Annotated in this window: 14 protein-coding genes and 1 tRNA gene; 6 read left to right on the top strand and 9 right to left on the bottom strand. The window is 32.9% G+C overall.

Translation table 11 applies throughout. From position 1 onward, the window contains the following. The first annotated feature begins 97 nt into the window (after positions 1–97). The 4 genes from AAEO57_RS00145 to AAEO57_RS00130 all read left to right on the top strand — a co-directional run bounded on the left by AAEO57_RS00145 (position 98) and on the right by AAEO57_RS00130 (position 9,107). Positions 98–6,571 carry an ATP-binding protein gene (locus tag AAEO57_RS00145; RefSeq protein WP_341688260.1) on the top strand — a complete coding sequence of 2,158 codons (6,474 nt, stop codon included), beginning with the start codon at positions 98–100 and terminating at the stop codon, positions 6,569–6,571. Further along, positions 6,525–7,229: a hypothetical protein gene (locus AAEO57_RS00140; protein WP_341688258.1), complete on the top strand. Its 705-nt coding sequence runs from the start codon at positions 6,525–6,527 to the stop codon at positions 7,227–7,229. The genes AAEO57_RS00145 and AAEO57_RS00140 overlap by 47 nt, the downstream gene beginning before the upstream one ends. Positions 7,230–7,465: 236 nt before the next feature. Further along, a complete protein-coding gene (locus AAEO57_RS00135; protein ID WP_341688255.1) occupies positions 7,466–8,956 on the top strand; it encodes a recombinase family protein in 1,491 nt (496 codons plus the stop codon). After that, complete coding sequence (locus AAEO57_RS00130) at positions 8,943–9,107, top strand: hypothetical protein (protein ID WP_025572058.1); 165 nt, start codon at positions 8,943–8,945, stop codon at positions 9,105–9,107. The genes AAEO57_RS00135 and AAEO57_RS00130 overlap by 14 nt, the downstream gene beginning before the upstream one ends. 190 nt (positions 9,108–9,297) lie before the next feature. On the opposite strand, the gene AAEO57_RS00125 is transcribed toward AAEO57_RS00130, so the two are convergent. Next, positions 9,298–9,371 (bottom strand) — tRNA-Arg (locus AAEO57_RS00125). Between the two features lie 114 nt (positions 9,372–9,485). Here AAEO57_RS00125 and AAEO57_RS20835 point away from each other — a divergent pair. Continuing rightward, a complete protein-coding gene (locus tag AAEO57_RS20835; protein WP_423972131.1) occupies positions 9,486–9,728 on the top strand; it encodes a type I phosphoribosyltransferase in 243 nt (80 codons plus the stop codon). Positions 9,729–10,012: 284 nt separating this feature from the next. Here the strand turns inward: AAEO57_RS20835 and AAEO57_RS00115 are convergent, their stop codons facing one another. From AAEO57_RS00115 to AAEO57_RS00105, 3 genes are all read right to left on the bottom strand, one after another. Beyond that, on the bottom strand, positions 10,013–10,609 hold the full coding sequence (locus tag AAEO57_RS00115) for a 3'-5' exonuclease (protein ID WP_341688249.1): 597 nt from the start codon (positions 10,607–10,609) through the stop codon (positions 10,013–10,015). A 2-nt stretch (positions 10,610–10,611) separates the two neighbouring features. Further along, positions 10,612–12,528, bottom strand: coding sequence for a DUF294 nucleotidyltransferase-like domain-containing protein (locus AAEO57_RS00110; RefSeq protein WP_341688247.1), 1,917 nt, complete (start codon positions 12,526–12,528; stop codon positions 10,612–10,614). Between the two features lie 315 nt (positions 12,529–12,843). Further along, positions 12,844–13,260 (bottom strand): hypothetical protein, encoded by a 417-nt coding sequence (locus tag AAEO57_RS00105; protein ID WP_341688245.1) that lies wholly within the window; start codon positions 13,258–13,260, stop codon positions 12,844–12,846. A gap of 150 nt (positions 13,261–13,410) precedes the next feature. Here AAEO57_RS00105 and AAEO57_RS00100 point away from each other — a divergent pair, with 150 nt between their 5' ends. After that, positions 13,411–14,640, top strand: a complete 1,230-nt coding sequence (locus AAEO57_RS00100; protein ID WP_341688243.1) for a multidrug effflux MFS transporter — start codon at positions 13,411–13,413, stop codon at positions 14,638–14,640. Between the two features lie 41 nt (positions 14,641–14,681). On the opposite strand, the gene AAEO57_RS00095 is transcribed toward AAEO57_RS00100, so the two are convergent. The 5 genes from AAEO57_RS00095 to AAEO57_RS00075 form a co-directional block, all read right to left on the bottom strand. Next, a complete protein-coding gene (locus AAEO57_RS00095; RefSeq protein WP_341688241.1) occupies positions 14,682–15,941 on the bottom strand; it encodes an NAD(P)/FAD-dependent oxidoreductase in 1,260 nt (419 codons plus the stop codon). Between the two features lie 191 nt (positions 15,942–16,132). After that, positions 16,133–17,467, bottom strand: coding sequence for a DEAD/DEAH box helicase (locus AAEO57_RS00090; protein ID WP_341688239.1), 1,335 nt, complete (start codon positions 17,465–17,467; stop codon positions 16,133–16,135). Between the two features lie 236 nt (positions 17,468–17,703). After that, complete coding sequence (locus AAEO57_RS00085; RefSeq protein ID WP_341688237.1) at positions 17,704–18,381, bottom strand: metal-dependent hydrolase; 678 nt, start codon at positions 18,379–18,381, stop codon at positions 17,704–17,706. Between the two features lie 25 nt (positions 18,382–18,406). Then, the gene (gene menA, locus AAEO57_RS00080) at positions 18,407–19,369 is read right to left on the bottom strand and encodes a 1,4-dihydroxy-2-naphthoate octaprenyltransferase (RefSeq protein WP_341688235.1); all 963 of its coding nucleotides are present in this window, start codon (positions 19,367–19,369) and stop codon (positions 18,407–18,409) included. Between the two features lie 68 nt (positions 19,370–19,437). Then, positions 19,438–20,271, bottom strand: coding sequence for a 1,4-dihydroxy-2-naphthoyl-CoA synthase (locus AAEO57_RS00075; RefSeq protein ID WP_341688232.1), 834 nt, complete (start codon positions 20,269–20,271; stop codon positions 19,438–19,440). Positions 20,272–20,499: the final 228 nt, after the last annotated feature.

The raw sequence follows: 20,499 nt of genomic DNA, 5'->3' as shown, positions 1-20,499 counted from the left end.
TTAATTCAAAAGATCTTTATTTTTAAAACATTGCAATGAGCCGAAATAAATAATTGGTTAGTCAATAATATAATGTAAGCTTTAAAACCTCTTTAATATGACAAATAGAAAGGCTATTCCTGATGCGGATCTATCAAGCGCAGGAGATGATTTTCACATAATGTGGACTATAAAAAAATCCCTAGAACTGCTAAATTTCAATAATGAGGGATTAAAAGGAATCACAATTGAAGGTGTTGAAGAAAATTTATCAAAAAAGGTAGATCCGTACGGCGAAAAATTTCTTGGAATTGATTTAACAGAGTATTTCGGTGGCGATGATTTTGCAAGTGCAGAGTCAATCGTAATATCGCAATTAAAGTATAGTACCAGAAGAGTAAATGAAAATTTCACCTATTCCAAATTATATGAAGGCAAAAAAGCAGGATCTTATGATGGTTCGATTATCCATCGCTTAGCTTCCATTTTTAAAACATTTCTGGATGAGTTTGGGAGAGAGGAAGCTATAAAAAAAATTAAAATAAAATTAGTCAGTAATAGAAATATCAATGTCTCGCAGTTAGATCATATTACTTTAATCCAGAAGTTTTTAGACAGAAATAAAAGAGAGGTGAGTTTTAACGCTGTATTGGGCGAATTTCCTAAAATACCAAAAGAACCTTTTACAAAATTAAGAACTGCCTCAAAACTCAGTTTAAAGGATTTTACTGATTTTATTAGGTTATTGGATTTTGAGGATTGTGGGACAAGCTCAAGACAGTCGTTGAAATTTGAACTGGTCAGGTCAATTTCCAAGGCTTCTTTAAAGTCTAATAACCAGTTTAACTCATTATTTAAATTGATCTGGGATAAAATGATGCCTGAAAGTCGTGAAGAAAGAACAATGACGATGATCGATATAGTGGCAAATTTTGGTTTTAGCAGTATAGAAAATTTATTTCCGGTTTCCCAAAATTTTGAAAATAATGTCAAACTAATTCAAAGAGAACAGCTGGATGAAATTACAGCAGTAATCGGTAATAATGAATTCCATCTGCCAATTTGCATTCATGGAGGGGCAGGTATGGGAAAATCAACTATTGTACAGCAAATAAAAAATGCACTGCCTGACTATTGTGAATGCGTTTTATTTGATTGTTACGGAGCAGGTAAGTACCAGAATCCGGAAGACAAAAGGCACTTACATCGAAATGCGATACTATTTTTAGCAAATGAACTAGCAAAAAATATCGGCACGGAGTTCCTGCTTTTACAGAACGAATCCGATGATGTTTATTTGAGAGAGCTTATAAAAAGGATTCGCAATGGGATTGAAATCATAAGATTGCGAAATCCTCAGGCGTACTTAGTCATTATTATCGATGCAGCAGATAACAGCATTACAGCCTCAAAGAATAGTGGGGAAAGGAGCTTTGTTGAAGATATTTTAAATATTGAAATTCCTGACGGCTGCCGTATAATAGCTACTTGCAGAACATATAGAAAGGCTACTCTTAACCTTCCAAACAAATTTATAGACATAGATTTAAAGCCTTTTAGTACTGAGGAGACTAAGCTTTTTGCAAAAAATAATTTTTCAGGTATTACAGATGAGGAAGTATTGGAATTTCATAAATATACTGGAGGAATTCCTAGAGTGCAGTTTTACTCTTTAAGCCTTAAAAAGGAAGGTATTAATGAGGTGATTAATTATCTGAAACCAAATGGAAAAGAGGTTGGTAATCTAATATTAGATAAAATTGAAGAAGCTTTAATAAGAATTGGGAAAGATAAAAAAAATCTTGTAGATCTCTTTTTTAAGTTATTGATAGCATTGCCAAGACCTGTTCCTATTGAATATCTGTCAGAGTTAATGAAAGTTGAAATAAATTTTCTTAAAGACCTTTCTGCTGATATCTGGAACGGACTGATTTTAGATGAAGACTTCTTTAGTTTCAGGGATGAGGATTTTGAAAATTATATAAGTGAAACATACCAAATCACTCTAGAAGAACGCCAGCAGATTACTGAAAAACTTATAGTTAAATCGGAAACAGATGAGTATGCTTCGGTTAATTTAGGCAGTTTTTTATTTACATCTGAATATAAGAAGGAGCTGACAGATATTGTACTCAATAGAAAATTTCTGGCTGTTCCAAAAGATCCTATACGTAACAAGCAAGTTTATGTAAATAGAACGAAGCTTGCATTGAAGGTCAGTAAAGATATTCACGATGATCTAACCTATTTCAAATTACTATTTATTGCGGCTGAAGAATCAAAAACGGACAAAGCACTTAGTCAATTACTGATTAAGTATCCAGACCTGGTTTCCAGATTTGGAGATGAAGTTTCGCTGTCGAGGCTTAAACTAAAATCAGATGAAAAACCTTGGGCAGGAGCGTTTCACTTGAAATTGGCCGGAATATATTCAAGGAGTCCTGAGAATAAAGAAATAGTATTAAAACATTTAAAAACGGCCAGAGAATGGTTAAATTGGAGACGCCAGAAGAAAAAAGATGAGTTAAGCGATTATCCTATCAGCAGTCTTGATATTGCCTACGAGACGGAAGCTGTATTACAGACTTTGGGACTGACCAGAGCAATCAGAACAATAAACTCATGGAAGCCGAAAGGGGTTAGATTGTCAGCAGGGAATTATTTAATCGATAATGTTTTCTGCTTTTCACCAGAAAAGAAGATCGAGGAGTGGCTAAAATATCCTAATTTCCGTATAGACGTAAAACTGTTTATTATTTGTAAATTATTTCAACATAACAAATCTATAGATTTTGATTTAGATTCCATTGCGAGGTTTCTCGGTATCGTCTTGAACAGAATAGAAATAAAATTTGAAGAAAATTTTCTGCAGTTAATTATTCAGTTTTGCGGAGTGTTGGCCTACCATAAAATTGATTCACAAATCATACTGAATATTCTGAACTCTATAAAAACAAAACAGCTGGAAAGAATTCCATCTTTTCGGAATAGTTATTCTCATGAGAATGAGGAGATTTCAATGGATATAAACCTGTTTAAGGAAACCCTGATTCTATCATTAAATAATGAAGATGCTGACATTGAAAATTTCTATCCTGAAAAATTTAAAAATATATCCAAAGTTGTAGAATATGAAAAACGAAATTCATTAGAGAATGATAAAAAAGAATTTGCGTTGTTTTTTAAATATGCAATCTCTATTTACCAGCTGCATTCAGATATATTGACAGGAAGGGTCAACGAACCAGACTGCTTATCTAAATTTGAGAAGATCTGCGACAGTATTTGCAGTGATTATGAGCTCAGATATCAATCACGATATCAGGCGAAAGACAGATTTTTATTTTTGTCAGGAAAACTGACTGAAACAGCTCTTCTTCTGGATGCCAAAGCAGATAAAATTAAATTCATTATTAAATCTTTTGATGGCCAGACCAATAAACTAAATCTTAGATTAGAAGTTTTAGGTAAAATATCTTTACAAAAGGAGCTGCTGAAGGTTTCGCTTATTCTTTTAAGTGAGTCGGACAAGATTATAAAGGATTCAGAAATGGCAGGAAAAGAAGCGGTAGATAGCTATATTAAATGCTTGATTTTAAGCAGTAAAGTGGATAATTTTTTTAGCAAATATTTTTTTGATGAAGCTATCAAGGCAACTTCTGATATAGACTCTGAAGCATTTACCCAGATTAAAACTATATACTATTTATCAGAGATTGGAATTGTAGAGGCCAATCCGAAGCTTGCTTACGAGTATTCCCGTTTTATTGAATATTGCGACGTAAAGCTTGGCAGTTATGACAAAGATATTTTTCCTTATAACGTGGGATTATTAGGAATAGCCAATTTTGATATGCCCTCGATGTTAGCATCGGCATGTAGGTGGCATCATAAAAATATGATTGATCTAGGAGACGAGATGATTTCCTTATTGGGAACTGCTCTAGAAAAAGGATTTATAGACCATATCCTTGCAAGTTCACTACTTTCCTTAAAGACAAATTACAATTATAAAGAATTGGAACTACTCTACAGTTCACTTATTGATAAATTTGACTATGCTGCAGATTCCGATCAGAAAAGCAAATTTGTCCGGTCGCTATTTAACGATTTAAGGTTGGCTAAAGACCAGAGTTTTGTCACAGGAATATACAAACAAATCAAATCCGGAAAATTTTTGGAACGCGATGCTGTATCGGATGTAAAACAATATGTAGATTTTTTAGATTTACTAAAAGAAAAAACAATTAGCACTACACAAACTGACATCTTTAAAAAAGAAGTTTTCCTGCACCACATCAATTTAGATGAATTAAATTATACCTCCATTAAAGGAATAGAAGAGGCTATTGTTTTTATTATTTCAAATGATAAAAGCAGCTATAATCAGCGCTGGGCTATTGAGCATTTTTTATCAGATGTGGTAAACAAATGTTCTCCGGACCAATATATTTCATTTCTAGATGCATTAGTTGATGTTGATGACAAATTGCTTAATTTCGATGCATTTGAAAATACAATCGAAAAAGCCATAAATGATTGGAGTTATTATCCTGGAGTAAATATTTGGAAGCAAGAAAAATTTAAATACGTCTTACTTACCAAGCTGAATCATTTTGACCACGGGGACAGGTTCAGTATATGGTCAGTAAGACAGTTCGCCAATTTATTTTCCATTGATGATCTGCAATTGGCAGATAATTTAGTTGAAATACTGCCGCAGAAAATAGATTTATTGTCAGATGAATCTATATACAGCGCTTTTGAACTTATTAAAATAAAACTTTCTCAAAAAACTAATGAAGAGCTTTTAATATGGGTTTTAGAAAGATGGAACTTAAAGATTAAATCGGATATAGCAGAAGGTAATTGGACAGAAGAATTAATCCCCACAGCTAATGCTGATGAGAATATTGCGCAGATGCTGAGATTTATTCTTGGACATCCGTCAAAAGAATTAAGATGGAGAGCTGTGCATTCTATCAGAAGACTGGTAAATTTTGGGGATGTTAAAATAATCAAAATTCTGCTTGACAGCCAGAACCGAACTGAGTGCTTTCCATTTCAGAACAAGAAATTTATTTTTTACTGGATGTCATCAAAATTATACCTGTGGATTGCACTAAACAGAATCTCTATTGAAAATCCGTCTACAATTATTGCTTTTAAGGATCTTTTCTACAAAGAGCTTATATCTGAGCGGCTGCCTCATGTTCTTATCCGTCATTATATTAAAAAGACCTGTCTTGATCTTTATGCTTTTGATAATTCTATTTATTCAGATAAAGAATTTCAAGACATCCAGCAGATTAATAAAAGCAGATTGGAATATATAGAAGAAGAAAAGTACAAAAGGGAGCAGAGGAAATATTCGTCGAAATCAGAAAAAGAATGGCAATTCGATTTTGACGCACTAGATACGCTGCCGTACTGGTACAATAGGGTTGGAGATCTTTTCAATCTTTCTGAATATGATGTTGCAGATGTTGCAGACATGTTTATTACTGAGAAGTGGGGGTACACAGGTAATCCAAATAAAGATGATTATATTAGAGAACAGTTATATGAAAGTGATTGGCATAAAACAAGAAATCAGAAGGGAAATATTCCAGAAATAGAAAGTCTCTCTACTTATCTTGAATATCACGCCATGTATTGTGCTGCTGATTTTTTATTAGAAAATGAGGCTTTACTAAAGTCGGATTCTGCATGGGAAACCTGGGAGAGCTGGCTGGATTCGAAGGCAAATTCCTTTGATAATTTTTGGCTGTCGGATCTGAGGGATCCGGTGCCTTTACAGCATAAATATTGGAAGAATAATATAATTAATTTTGATAAAGAATGGAGAGATTCAATACCGGAAGAATATTTTGATGAATTTGTAGGATTCTTAAATAATGGCAAAAATACGTTTTTGATCGTCAATGGAGGAATCAAAAGAAATGTGGGGGTTAATGAGGAAACCATTTCGGTACGCTCTTGTCTGGTTTCAAATAAAGGTGCAGATGCCTTATTGAGGGCATTGCATTCCACTAAAGACAGTTATGACTACACAATTCCTTACGAAGAGGAAAATGATGATACTAGTCAATATGACAGACAATCGATTTGTCAAGATGGTTTTTTTTTAAACGGATGGTTAACTGATGTTAGAACCGAGTATGAAGGACTTGATTCGGATGACCCTTTTTTTAATGGTACTTCCAAAGGATACATAAAATTCGGCAAGAAAGTGGATGCGCTTTTTAATATTGAGTATGATAATCTATTTAAAAAAAGCTATATTAAAAATAGTTTAATAAGCATTTCTGAAAACTGGAATGAAATACATAATGAAGATTACCGCCATAGAAAATACGATACAGAGCTTCGTACTTCCGGAAGTATATTTAGTGTCAAAGATGAATTTATTTTAAATTTTCTGCGAGCCGAACAAAAATCACTGATAATAAGATGTGTCATAGACAGGCAGCTCGAAGAGCGGGAATATAGAAAAAGAGAAGACGATAATAGAAACCGTGTTAAATTATATTTAATCAGACCAGATGGAACAGTCAAAACACTCAGAGGACGAAATTATAAAATTGGGTAAAAAGCTTGTAAAGGAGCTTAATTTAGAATATTCTGCAAATACTTTAGCGAGATGGATGTCGCATTATTTAGCAGAATTAATGCAAAGCATTGATGAAACCAAGACGGCAGAAGAAAAGAAAATATTAAAAAAGGAATGCTGTGACGTAATCCTGAAACTGTGGTCGCAAAAGGAAACCTTGCCAATCAGGAAACCTTTAGGTGATCTGCGGCCTGTTATAGAAATATTAAAGACCTTGAAGGAAAAGGAGCAGGACAGCATTTTTCCAAGATGGCTGGGTCGTCTTCAAAAGCTGAATGGAGATAATCATTGGGCAAATTTTGCCGATGTAGTTGTAAGCAATTCGGATGAGATTTTTGAAAAAATTGTCAAGATAAACCTGCATAAAGAGATTTTAGCCAAGGATGAAGAATGGATGAAAGAAAATAAGACGTTTCTGAGTGAAGAAGAGTCGGAATTTCTAGAAATTATAGATGTCCTGAATAAATATAAAATTGAAGAAGGAGGCATTATTGATTTGAATAATTTTGAATTATCAGAAAATAATAAAGAGAAGTTAAAATTCATGTTTGATGAAGTAGAGAAATTGCTTGATGAGCAGAAGGAAGAACTTTTAAAAATTAAAAATCTTTATCAGCTGGGAGACCAAAACTATTGATCTTTAAATTTTCGCTTTTCAATTGTTTATTTAGATTATCTGCATGAACATGTTTGAGATAATTGAAGCGGCATATTCTATACTGGTTTTTTATCGTTTTTTAAATCGATACGGGATAATATATCGATTTTTAAAATTTAATTTTTGTGCTGCAAAAAGTGCATGAAATGGTTTTTAATTAATTATTTCATTTATTTAAAATTATTTATTAGTAAATCTAACAAATATATAATTATATGAAGTCAGCCTATTTATACGTTCGTGTAAGTACGGACGAACAAAAAAGAAAAGGTTACTCCTTGCCAGAACAGGAGGACAGACTATTGAAGTATTGTAAATATTACGATATCGAAGTCAAAGGAATTTATCGTGAAGATTTCTCTGCAAAGAATTTCAATAGGCCAGAATGGAATCAATTATTTTCAGAAATTAAAAAGAAATCATCAGAAGAAGATAAAAATATAATATTTATTAAATGGGATCGATTCAGTCGTAATATTGAATGTGCTTACGAAATGATTGGAAAGCTTCGGAAATATAAAACAACAGCAAAGGCTATTGACCAGCCAATTGATTTCTCTGTACCGGAAAGCACAGTTATGCTGGCTGTATATTTAGCTGTTCCGGAGGCAGAAAATACTCGGAGAGCTCAAAACACTTCAAATGGCATTCGTCGAGCGAAGTTGATGGGTAGATATCCTAGTAAGGCACCATTAGGATTTATGAATTTGACAGCAATAGATGGCAAAAAAGCTATTGCACCTAAAGAGCCTGAAGCCGAAATTATAAAATGGGCTTTTTATCAAGTTGCCAAGAATGATCATAAAATAACTGAAATCATGAAAATAGCTAATGATAAAGGCTTAATATGTTCAAGATCCCACTTTTTCAGGATTTTGCACAATCCAGTTTATTGTGGGCTTATACCGGTCAAACTTGACTCTAGTGAAGAGCAGATGGTAAAAGGATTGCACGAACCTTTAATAGCAGAGTCTTTATTTAATCAGGTTCAGTTTGTTATTAATACAAAGAGAAGAACTACTGCTAAAAGAGATGATTTACAATCATTATTTTTTCTTAGAGGTTTTTTAACCTGTCCTGTTTGTAATCGAAAGCTTGGCGGAAGTTTATCAAAAGGGCGATCAAAAAAATATCCATACTATCATTGCCGTGATGGCTGCAGAACAAGAATAGACGCGGAATTTCTTAATGATTGTTATCAAAATAAACTTCAACAATTGATACTCTCAAATAATGCAATTGAATTATTTAAGGACATTTTAGAAGACCAGAACATAAAGACACAGAAAGCAAGTTATTTACACGCTCAAAAAGTATTAAAGAGGAAAATAAAAGAGGAGGGAGTAACGCTTTCTCGAGGCAGAAAATTATTTATAGACGGAATATTAAAAATTGATGACTACAATGAATTAAAAAAAGAGAATCAAGTCAGTACCAAAAATCTTAAAAAGGAAGCACGTGATATTGTCGTTAAATTAAAAGCCATCGATAAAAAAAATCAAGTAGAAGAGAAAGCGTTAGTCGAAATCTTTCAAAGATTTTCTGAATTTGATACCTCAGACAAAAGGCATCTGGTAAATCTTATTCCACCTACTAATATTGATTTTAAAACAGGAACACTTTCTTTAAATCTAAATCAAGCATTTTTGAAAATACTATCAAAAAAAAGTAACCGAAAAACCAATAAAAAAAATGAATTTCATTGAGAAGAATGTTTCAGTAGAAAAAGCCGTTATTATTCTTTCAAAGAACGGTATTCAGGTAGATGAGAAGGAAGCCAAAATTATTTTGGAATTACTATATTTAGTATCAAAAAATTACGATAAACCAAAAGAGAAAAAAATCCTATATCCTTAAAGGGACTTCGAACCATCGTTCAGCTTCTATTAAATCTCAGATAAAGTTAGTTTTAGACTGTTTATTTCAAACAGACTAAGGATTCCTTGCGAAAATATCGAACCATAAAATGTTAGGATGTAAAGGCTTGAAAAACCTAGATATTTGAGTATAAAAAAAGAGACAACTACTATATAGTTGTCTCCTTAAGTGACCTCGACTGGATTCAAACCAGTAACCTTCTGAGCCGTAATCAGATGCGCTATTCAGTTGCGCCACGAGGCCTTTTTATTATCAATTAGCTGTTTTTTTGTAGCTTTATTGATTGCTTATTGCGGGTGCAAATATAAGCATAAATGTGGGATGTGCAAACAAAAAATGATATAAAATTTAAAAAAAATGACAATAAAAAATTATATCCGTGATATTCAGTACTTTCCTAAAAAAAGAATTTTATTTAAAGACATTACTCCTCTTTTAAATGATCCGAATCGAAGAGGAGAATGTCTTGTGCTATTGCTGAATTCCTTAAATAGACAAAAGATTGATAAGGTAATAAGGACAGAAAGGCATGGATCTTTCTTCAGAATGCTTTTGGCAGGTTGGTTAGATGCTGGCTTTGTTACCTGTACACAAACCTAACTAACTTCCTTTTAAGACAATTTGTGCTTCTTATGATTTAGAATATGGTACAAAATTACTGTAAATATACATCGATGGCATTAAGAAAGCAGGGTTTAATTCATGACGATGTCCCCGCAACTCGCAGAATAGCCTAGGCTCTAACAGAATTAGTGCATAATCTAGGAGATATAATTGCTCATAAAATAATTATTTAATTGAGCTTTTTTTTTAATAGAAGTGATAAAAATCCTGCATTTGCTTGAATTAACTATTTTAGACTGGAAATTCAATATGAGTTTTTATTATTTGATTCCCAGTCTGGATTTTAATTTTAAAAATAGCAAAGCAATTTTATAAGCATCTTCTGCTGAAGAATTTCTGTCACTTTTTGGAATTTTATATATTTCAGATAAATCATCTAGTGAAAATTGTTTATCATTGATGTCGGTTAGTTTTCTATACATTACATCAATATCCAAAGCTTCGTTTTTTAATCTGCCACAATCAAGTCTTTCCAATGCCGCATTTATCATTTCAATATCAAAATTAATGTGGTGACCGACTAAAACAGCGTTTCCTAAATAATCTATAAACTTCTGAAGAGCTTCAGTTTCCTGAAGCTTTGTCATTTTACTTTCAATTATAAATTCATTTGATAATCCGTTATCATGTAAATATTTATACTGTAACAAAACAGCTTCAAAGTTATCCTGAATAATTATACTATCATTAACGACCCCAAAAGCGCCAATAGACAATATTACATCTTTTACAGGATTTAATCCAGATGTTTCTGTACATAGAACTACAAAGCGATTAGGTTTGGTTTCAAACTTACCGAGATAGTTTTTCCAAAAATCAGGATATTCTTTATTAATGTTTTTCAGCCAGTCCAGCATATTTATGAAAATTGTGTAAGTTGAAATTTGCTTTTAATTAATTCCTCCAGATCACGCATTGGAGCAAGCGCATTTTTTAATTTTTCTTTATCTGTTTTAGAAAGTTCCTTTATATTTATGTATTGACCTGAATCATCATTTTTTATTCCTTCAACGGTTCTGAATTTTAACAGCGTTAAAAATGCTTCTGCACAACTTAAATATATTTCCGCATTTTTTGAATCAGAAATGGCAAGTTGTTTAAATCTGAGATAAGTGTTTTTAATCCCCTTGATATTTGCACTAAGTATCAATAATCTTGCAGCATCAATCAAAGGCATTAATGCTCTTGTTTTAATGTCAAACTTCATTTTATGAGGCCCTTCTTCTTCAAGAATAAATTTTTTAAAAAAACTTAAAGGTGAATTTTTCTTTAGTGCATCATTTCCTAAAAAATCAAAAAACAACGGATTATTTATTGCATTCTTAAAAATAACATTTTCAATAGCCTCTTCGATTTTAGGTTCACCAAAAACAATTTCATAATCAAAGAAAATACTGCTTAGATCATTACTGTTTTCACCTGGAGTATTCATCCAGCTATTATACTGTTTTACCCAGTCAGACAATGATTTACACCATAACATATTACTTCCCATGTGACCATTTGGACAAAACTCATAACCAACTTTCTCTAATAGGGAAGTCGTTCTTTTGGCAAGTCTTAAAAAATAATCTTTAACTTCCCGGTAATTTTCCGGAGTAACATCTTCAAAAATTAAAATACTATCCTGGTCTGTAAGCAAAAGCTGTTCTTTTCTTCCCTGACTTCCAATACTTAACCATGCAAAACGAGCAGGAGGGGAGCCTAAATCTAAAATTGTTAACTCGACTGCGCGCTTTATAAGTGCCAGATTTATTTCGCTGGCCACATTACAAATGTGTGAAATCGGAATGTTTTTTTGAATTGAATTTTGAATCAAATCTGATAATCGCTCACGAATTTGTTTTAAATCTTTTGGTAATTGCGATCGCTTAATCTCTTTAATTAACACACCCGGGTTACTGGCCTGAGCAACAATTAAATCGTGTTCAGAAATAATCCCTTTTACAGCAGATTTATTAGTACCGTCTTTTGTGACACATAAATGAGTTACATTGTGTTTCAGCATTAATAACTGAGCTTCCGCCAAAGAAACATTCTCAATAACGGTAACTACAGGTGATGACATAATTTTATCTATTCTCTCTGTAATTGGATAACGACCAGTAGCAATTTTAGAAGATAAATCGGCATCAGTTAAAATACCAATAGGATTATTATTTTCGCAAACCACAATATTATCAACCATTGAGTCTGTCATTAAAATAGCAACATCCTTAACTATTTTATCACCGGTGGTTGTGAGTGGTGAATTATTATAAGAAAGAGATTGAATATATTGCATTTGTGATTGCGGATCTGCATAAAAAACGCCTTCAGAAACCAATTTGCTACCTGAATTCACACTATCTTTTGTATGACGTGAATTTGTAACAAAACTTTCAAGTAAAAAATTTAAAACATCTGAGTTATTTGCAACAAAGGGTCTGAAAACAGCAATCGGAATAGCATACACGATACTTTCCTCACGTGCTTTCGCTGTCATCATATAGTTGTTCTTTGCAAAAAAAGGACGCAGACCAAAAACATCGCCTTCATGACATTTGTTTATTATAGTTTCTTCGGCATCAGCAATTGTTGTAAGATTTATAATTCCCGAAGAAACAACATAAAAACTATCATGAAGTGCATCATCATTTTGAAACAATACGGCGTGTTTTTCTAAATTTATTACACGTATATTGGTCGCAATATCAAAGAGTTCCTGAAATGTCAAATTGTTAAAAGGTGGATATTCTTTTAAAAAATCCGCTATATGCTCAGCAATTGTGTTCATAGTAAATTTAATATAGTCAAATGTAAAAATAATAAAATAATAAATCACTATTTCATATTGATAGCTAAAACAAATTATTTATGAATTTTTATTTTTTTATAAAAAAAAAACATAATGACTGTAGCTGTCTACACCTAATATTTCTCATTATACAGCCATTAAATTATGTTAATTTAAAAATAGAAGAGAATAAAACGTTTGATTATTTCAAAAAGTGAAAAGTTTAACAGAAATTCTATTTTACATAATATAAATTATAGTTCAGAGTGTATATGTAATAAAAGCGCTAAATACACGCTTTTATTACATATTCTTTTAAAGTTTTTTAGAATACACAGCTTTTCCATTTAAAGAAACTTCAATTTCGCCTTTTTCTTCATAAAAAGTTGTTCGTAAAGCATTTCCCTTGAAAATTGTTACATCTCCGTAAACTTTTCCGGATTCTGCAGATACATATTCAAATAATAACTTTTTATTATCTGGTTCAATACCTAATTTATAGCTTGTAAATTTGGTTCCCTTTAAATTAAATTGTTGCTGTGAATCAATTATTTTACCATCAGCATAAAAATTTGTGATTGTCTTGTTTAAAGTTATATCCGGATAAAATTCATTTACTTTTTTTAGAAGATCATACTGAGCCGTACTTGCTTCTTCTTGTTTTGAAGTAATGGTTTGTGCAAATGAAATTGTCGAGAAAATTAAAGCTAATAACAAAATGAAATTTTTCATAATTCATAAATTTTAAGATTAATATTTTAAAATGTTTTATAACAAATCCCTGCGTAACATAATCAAAGCTTGTTTAAAAATTAGTTTAATTATTTAACAAGGTATGAAATCTTTACCTTTGCAAAAAATTAAAAGCAATCATTTAAGAAAATGACAACAAAAAAATATATAAAATTAATCCTTATTTTGGGTTCGCTAACAGCACTTGGTCCTTTCTCAATTGATATGTATTTGCCTGGTTTCTCCGGAATTGCAGAAGATTTGAATACAACTGTGGCAAAAGTTTCCATGAGTTTATCTAGTTATTTTATCGGAATTTCAGCCGGACAATTGCTTTATGGGCCTTTATTGGATCGCTTTGGCCGTAAAAAACCGCTGTTTATTGGCTTACTGGTTTATATTTTAGCTTCTTTAGGGTGTGTATATGTAGCTGATATTGATACTTTTATAGTTCTTAGGTTCATTCAGGCTATCGGTAGCTGCGCAGCAACAGTGGCTTCTGTAGCTATGGTACGGGATCTGTTTCCTGTAAAAGATATACCAAAAGTTTTTTCTTTGTTAATGCTGGTTTTGGGATTGTCACCAATGCTTGCTCCGACTATTGGAGGTTATGTAACAGCTGATTATGGATGGCACATGGTATTTTTGATACTCATGTGCATGGGAATTTTAATTTTAGCAGCTTCTCAATTAGGATTACCAAATACTTACAAACCTGATACTTCTATTTCTCTAAAACCGAAACCAATTATTTCAAATTTTTTAAAAATAATAAAAGAACCACAATTTTACACTTATGCCTTTACAGGTTCAATCGCTTTTTCAGGATTATTTTCGTATGTAGCTGCTTCTCCTATTATTTTTATGGATATTTATCATGTTGATGCTAAAACTTATGGTTGGATTTTCGCCTTCTTATCTGTCAGTTTTATTGGTTCAAGTCAATTAAACTCGGTTTTGTTAAAGAAATTTTCCAGTGAGCAAATGATTTTTGGCGCCTTGATTTCACAGTCCATAATAAGTATTGTTTTTTTGATACTTTCTCTGAATAATCTTTTGGGATTGTATGAAACCATCGGAATGCTGTTTTTGTTTTTAGGCTGCCTGGGAATTTCAAATCCAAACACAGCCGGACTTACCATTGCTCCTTTTGTTAAAAACGCCGGTAGCGCTTCTGCTTTGATGGGTGCAATTCAGTTAGGCATAGGTGCTTTTATATCTTTTATGATTGGCGTTTTTGTTAAAGATTCTGTTGTTCCAATGGTAGCCATAATGACTATGACAACTATTTTTGCTTTTATTATTTTAAATATTGGAAAACGTTTTATCAAACAAAAAATAGAAATATCATCCAACGATAATATTCAAACTTCACACTAAATTATAAATGCAAAAAATCCGGAAATAAATTCCGGATTTTTTTAAACTTTCTTATCTGGTCTGATTATCATTCTGAGAGACTGATCTCTGGCAAAATAAGCAACCATCCAGTTATAAAATGTGTTTAATCTGTTTCTGTATGTGATTAATGAAATCAAATGCACAAACAGCCAGATAAACCATGCAAAAAATCCTTTGAAATGCATCTTTGGACTTGGCAGATCAACCACAGCTTTGTTTTTTCCGATAATAGCCATTGAACCTTTATCATTGTAAATAAATGGTTTAAGTGGTTTGTTTTCTAGTGAAGCTTTAAAGTTTTTAGCCAGATTTATTCCTTGCTGAATCGCAACCTGTGCTACCTGCGGATGTCCGTTAGGAAAATTTGCATCTGCTGTTAAAATAGCGGTATCTCCAATTGCATAAATATTTTCTGTAGCGTTCACTTTACTGAAAGCATCAGTTGCCATTCGTCTTCCACGACCGTAACTCTCCGAAGACATGCCTTCAAATATTTTAGCAGAAACTCCGGCAGCCCAAATTAAGTTTTTAGTTTTAATAGTCTCACCGTTTTCAAAATAAACGGTATCATCCACATAATCTGTTACTTTGCTGTTTAATTTAACTACAACGCCTAATTTAGTAAGTGCGTCTAAAGTATCTTTTTGAGAAGCTTCGCTCATTGGCGCAAGCAAAGCATCACCACCATCAACCAAATAAATATTACTTGCAGTAGTTTCTAATTCCGGGTACTCTTTTAAAAGAATATTTTTTCTCATTTCAGCAAACATACCAGAGACCTCTACTCCTGTCGGGCCTCCACCAGCAACCACAATCGTTAATAATTTACGTCGTTTACGGATTTCTTTGCAAATAGCTGCTTTTTCCAGATTCTTAAGCAATGTATTTCGCATTACGATGGCATCATTTAAGGTCTTCATCGGAATGGCGTTCTTCATTACGTTTTCCATACCAAAGTAGCTTGTTTCAGCTCCTGTAGCAAAAACTAAATGATCGTAAGTAAGCTCACCGTTACTTAAAATTACTTTGTTTTCCGCTGGAACAACAGACAACAATTCGCCTAAACGAAATTGGAGATTCTTTTTTCCTGCAAAAAATTTTCTAAAAGGATAACTAATGCTTGATGGCTCTAAAAAAGCTGTTGCAACCTGATATATAAGTGGTGGAAAGAAATTATAGTTGTTTTTATCTACAAGCGTTACTCGTATCTGAGGATGATTTACAAGTTCTTTTGCCAGATTTAATCCTGCAAAACCACCTCCAATGATGACTATATTCATATTATTAATATTGTTATGTAGGTTTTAAAATACCTTTTAAAAGTACAACAATAATTAGGAATGCAAAACGTCAAAAACATTTCTTTTTGTTTTTTTTAACAGATTTTTAAACTATAACGATATTGTTAAAATATCTTTTTTGAGGTTTTCTTTTAAAGCTTAAATCTATAACAAACCAGTTTCTACGATTATTACTTTTTGGATTTTTTACCTTCTTTTTCGGTTATTTCAACCTTATTCTGTAAAACATAGTTAGCCAATAATTTCTCAATTAGCTCCTCTTTTGTAAGATGATGAAAAACAGTTTTTATCTTAGTTTTTAAATCCGCAGAAATGTCATGATTTGGTTTGGTTTTAAAAATTTGTTTCGCCCATAAAAGCGTATTGTTTTCTTCGAGACTTATTGCTGAAGGTTTTTTGAATTCAGTAAATTTTAAACCTAATTCTCTTTCAAAATCGGCAATTTCAGGCACTTCTTCCTGTTGTAAAACGGTTAATGAAAGTCCCTTGGCTCCTGCCCTTGCGGTTCTTCCGCTTCTGTGGACATAATTTTCGTAAGTGTCAGGCAAATGATAATTTACGACATAGGATATTTGCTTTACATCTATTCCTCTGGCAGCTAAATCGGTTGCTACTAAAATATTGATATGCCCTTCACGAAATTGCTCCATAATTCTGTCACGGATTCCCTGAGATAAACTACCATGAAGCGCTCCTGATGAAAAACGATTTATAGCCAAATTTTTAGCTAATTTATTGACTGCTGCTTTTGTTTTGCAGAAAATAATTCCGCGTTCTCCTTCCCTGGAGTTTAAAAAATGCATCAGAACATCTAATTTTTCAATAGGATCTACTACAATATACTCATGTTCAATTTCCTGATTCCCGGTAGTTTCCATATCGACACTAACCTGAACTACATTTTTGTTTAAGTAATTCTGAATCAGTTGTTTTATAGTTCCTGGCAAGGTTGCAGAAAACAATACAGTGCGGTGTTTTTTAGGAAGTTCTGCAACGATTTCATCTAAGCTTTCTTTAAGGATAGCAACCATTTCATCTGCTTCGTCTAAAACCAAATATTGGGTTTGTTTCAAATCGACTGCTTTTCTCTGAATTAAGTCAATTAAACGTCCCGGTGTTGCCACCACAATTTGTGTTGGATGTGTAAGTCTTTCTATTTGAGGTTTTATCGGGATTCCACCGCAAGTAGACGCAATAGAAATATTGGGTATGTGCTTAGAAAAATCTTCCAGATTCTTGAAAATCTGTTGACCAAGTTCTCTTGTAGGTGCTAGTATAACAGCCTGAATAACTGATGAGTTTGTATCAATTAATTGTAATAAAGGCAATCCGAAAGCTGCTGTTTTTCCGGTTCCTGTTTTGGCTAAACCAACCAGATCGTGAATTTCAGATAAAAGTAAAGGAATTGCTTTTTGCTGAATTTCTGTTGGCTCAACAATATTCAATTCGTTTAAAGCTTTTAAAATTGGTGCTGAAATTCCTAATGATTCGAATTGTTTAGACATTGTTTTTGTTTTAGATTTTTGAGTTCTGGTATTAAATAACACAGATTTAGAAAGGTATTTTTTAGTATTACCTTAGAATTTTGGTGAAACTATGATTTAGAAAGTTTCTTATGAAAACTGAAGTCTTAGCCCTGATGGAAGCGGCATCCTTTTTCCTGCTTCTTTAGCAGGAAAAAGATACAGCGGACAGCAGGAAACAGCTCCTGATTTTGATTATTATACTTGAAATTAAAAGGTTAGAGTTCTATAGATTCACCGATTTCAAGCAACATTAAATCTTTACCTTTGTCGAAAAATTTACGGATTGACTCTTCATGGTTGATTTCGATATAGCCAAAAGTATCATAGTGATACCCCAGAACTTTGTCACATTCTACAAAATCCGATGCAATTATGGCATCTTCAACATCCATTGTAAAATTGCTTCCTACCGGCAGAATTGCTAAATCCAGTTTTGTACGCATTGGAATGAGTTTCATATCGAATGTTAAGGCTGTATCACCTGCAATATAGATGTTTTTGTGTTCCCCTTCGATAACAAAACCACCCGGATTTCCGCCGTTACTGCCATCCGGAAATGAACTGGAATGCACAGCATTTACATATTTGACTTTTCCAAAGTCAAAATTCCAGCTACCGCCATGATTCATCGGATGCGCTTTGAAACCCAGTTTTGCATAATAACTGGCAATTTCTGCATTTGAAACAATGGTAGCCTGCGTTCGGCTTGCAATTGTCTCAACATCCAGAACATGATCGCCATGTGCGTGTGTAAGCAAAATGTAATCTGCTTTTAATGTATTTACATCAATTGCTGATGCCAGTGGATTTCCTGTAATGAAAGGATCAACTATAATGTGCTTCCCTCCTACTTCAATTCCTAAAGATGCGTGGCCGAAATATGTAATTTTCATTTTATAAAATTTTAATGTGAAACGATTATCTTCCTCCTAAAAATAGATTTACAATAATGTCAGAAATTAATGAAATCATACAGACTGTTAATAATACAGAAAGTAAAAAAGTACTTAGCGCTAATTTTTTTAATTCAGGATCCAAAAGCTTCGGGTTCTGATTTTTATACACTGTAATTAAATGTTTAGTTAAAGGTATGTAAGCTAATAAAAAAAGATACTGATCAAACCTGTAATCACTTAAAACAGCAAAAACAACGACTAAAATCATCGAAGTGATAATTATTGAAAAGTGGTAAATTTTAGCTTTTTCTCCACCAATCTGAACTACGATTGTGTTTTTTCCTGATTTTCTGTCTGATTCTTCATCACGCATATTGTTCAGATTTAAAACGCCGACACTCAGTAAACCAATTGAAATAGCCGGTAAAATTAAAAGTGGATCGATTTCTTTCGTATGTAAAAAGTTCACCCCTAAAGTACTAACGAGTCCGAAGAAAATAAAAACGAATACATCTCCAAATCCTTTGTATCCATAAGCAGAATTACCAACTGTATAACGAATTGCTGAGGCAATTGCAGCAATTCCCAGCAATAAGAAAAAGAGAGAATACACAAAATTAGTTTTTCCGAAAGCAAAATAAATTAAGATAATTGCAGATAGCAATGTCAACAAAGAAGTAATGATAATGGCTTTTTTCATCGCCTCGGCAGTGATAATTCCGCTCTGAATAGCTCTTTGTGGCCCTACCCTGTCTGCATTATCTGTACCTTTTACACCATCTCCGTAATCATTTGCAAAATTAGACAAAACCTGTAAGCCTAATGTTGTCAAGAGAGCAAAGCCAAAAACTTTCCAGCTGAACACTTCAGTTGGTGTATTGATTGTTTCTGTTGGATTAGATAAAGCATAAATACTTCCAACTATAATTCCGGAAACTGATAAAGGTAATGTGCGCAATCTGGCGGCTTCTATCCAATGTTTCATTCTGTTTTTTTAGTTAAATTTTTGTTTCAGGTTTCAAGTTTCAGGTTAACAGCCTGAAGCTTTCTGTTTTATGGCAACCATTTATTTTCGCCAAAATTAGGCTTTCTTTTTTCTAAAAAGGCATTTCTTCCTTCTTTTGCTTCTTCGGTCATGTAAGCCAGACGCGTTGCTTCACCTGCAAAAACCTGTTGACCAACCATTCCGTCATCAGTAAGGTTCATGGCAAATTTTAGCATTTTTATAGAAGTTGGAGATTTTTGAAGTATCTCTTGTGCCCATTGGTAAGCTGTTGCTTCAAGTTCTTCATGTGGAATAACGGCATTTACCATACCCATTTCAAAAGCTTCCTGAGCCGAATAATTTCTTCCTAAAAAGAAAATTTCACGTGCTTTTTTCTGTCCAACCATTTTGGCTAAGTATGCAGATCCGTATCCACCGTCAAAGCTGGTAACATCAGCATCAGTCTGTTTGAAAATAGCGTGTTCTTTACTGGCAAGTGTCATATCGCAAACCACGTGAAGACTATGTCCGCCACCAACTGCCCATCCCGGAACAACGGCAATTACTACTTTTGGCATAAAACGAATTAAGCGCTGCACTTCAAGAATATTCAGACGATGCTGTCCGTCATCACCAACATATCCCTGATGTCCTCGCGCATTCTGATCTCCTCCACTGCAAAAAGAATAAATTCCGTCTTTTGTAGAAGGACCTTCTGCAGAAAGCAAAACTACTCCTATTGAAGTATCTTCCTGAGCATCATAAAAAGCCTGATACAGCTCTGAAGTTGTTTTTGGGCGAAATGCATTTCTGACATTTGGTCTATTAAAAGCTATCCTTGCAACACCATTACATTTTTTGTATGTTATATCTTCAAATTCTCTTGCGGTTATCCAATCCATTACTATGTTTATTTTTAAATTTTAAAGTGTAAAAATAAACCATTTTTACATTTTTACCTATTCCTGTCCCACACTTAGTTTACCCTGCAATGTGTTTCTAATAAATAATTCTTACTCCGAAGTAAAAAATAACACTTTTTAACATTTGCTTTTAAAAAAAAGAAGTAATTTTACAACCTAGAAATCAATGAGATACATTTTTTTTTATTGATTTAAAGATTGATTTTC

Source organism: Flavobacterium calami, assembly GCF_038290035.1.
Classification (GTDB): Bacteria; Bacteroidota; Bacteroidia; order Flavobacteriales; family Flavobacteriaceae; genus Flavobacterium; species Flavobacterium calami.
The sequence above is the reverse complement of the archived record's forward strand: the minus strand, read 5'-3'. Positions and strand labels throughout refer to the sequence as shown.

Excerpts from the sequence above, each read along its gene's own strand:
- AAEO57_RS00145 (WP_341688260.1), top strand. The coding sequence starts at position 98 with ATGACAAATAGAAAGGCTATTCCTGATGCGGATCTATCAAGCGCAGGA.
- AAEO57_RS00140 (WP_341688258.1), top strand. The coding sequence starts at position 6,525 with ATGGAACAGTCAAAACACTCAGAGGACGAAATTATAAAATTGGGTAAA.
- AAEO57_RS00135 (WP_341688255.1), top strand. The coding sequence starts at position 7,466 with ATGAAGTCAGCCTATTTATACGTTCGTGTAAGTACGGACGAACAAAAA.
- AAEO57_RS00130 (WP_025572058.1), top strand. The coding sequence starts at position 8,943 with ATGAATTTCATTGAGAAGAATGTTTCAGTAGAAAAAGCCGTTATTATT.
- AAEO57_RS20835 (WP_423972131.1), top strand. The coding sequence starts at position 9,486 with ATGACAATAAAAAATTATATCCGTGATATTCAGTACTTTCCTAAAAAA.
- AAEO57_RS00115 (WP_341688249.1), bottom strand. The coding sequence starts at position 10,609 with ATGCTGGACTGGCTGAAAAACATTAATAAAGAATATCCTGATTTTTGG.
- AAEO57_RS00110 (WP_341688247.1), bottom strand. The coding sequence starts at position 12,528 with ATGAACACAATTGCTGAGCATATAGCGGATTTTTTAAAAGAATATCCA.
- AAEO57_RS00105 (WP_341688245.1), bottom strand. The coding sequence starts at position 13,260 with ATGAAAAATTTCATTTTGTTATTAGCTTTAATTTTCTCGACAATTTCA.
- AAEO57_RS00100 (WP_341688243.1), top strand. The coding sequence starts at position 13,411 with ATGACAACAAAAAAATATATAAAATTAATCCTTATTTTGGGTTCGCTA.
- AAEO57_RS00095 (WP_341688241.1), bottom strand. The coding sequence starts at position 15,941 with ATGAATATAGTCATCATTGGAGGTGGTTTTGCAGGATTAAATCTGGCA.
- AAEO57_RS00090 (WP_341688239.1), bottom strand. The coding sequence starts at position 17,467 with ATGTCTAAACAATTCGAATCATTAGGAATTTCAGCACCAATTTTAAAA.
- AAEO57_RS00085 (WP_341688237.1), bottom strand. The coding sequence starts at position 18,381 with ATGAAAATTACATATTTCGGCCACGCATCTTTAGGAATTGAAGTAGGA.
- menA (WP_341688235.1), bottom strand. The coding sequence starts at position 19,369 with ATGAAACATTGGATAGAAGCCGCCAGATTGCGCACATTACCTTTATCA.
- AAEO57_RS00075 (WP_341688232.1), bottom strand. The coding sequence starts at position 20,271 with ATGGATTGGATAACCGCAAGAGAATTTGAAGATATAACATACAAAAAA.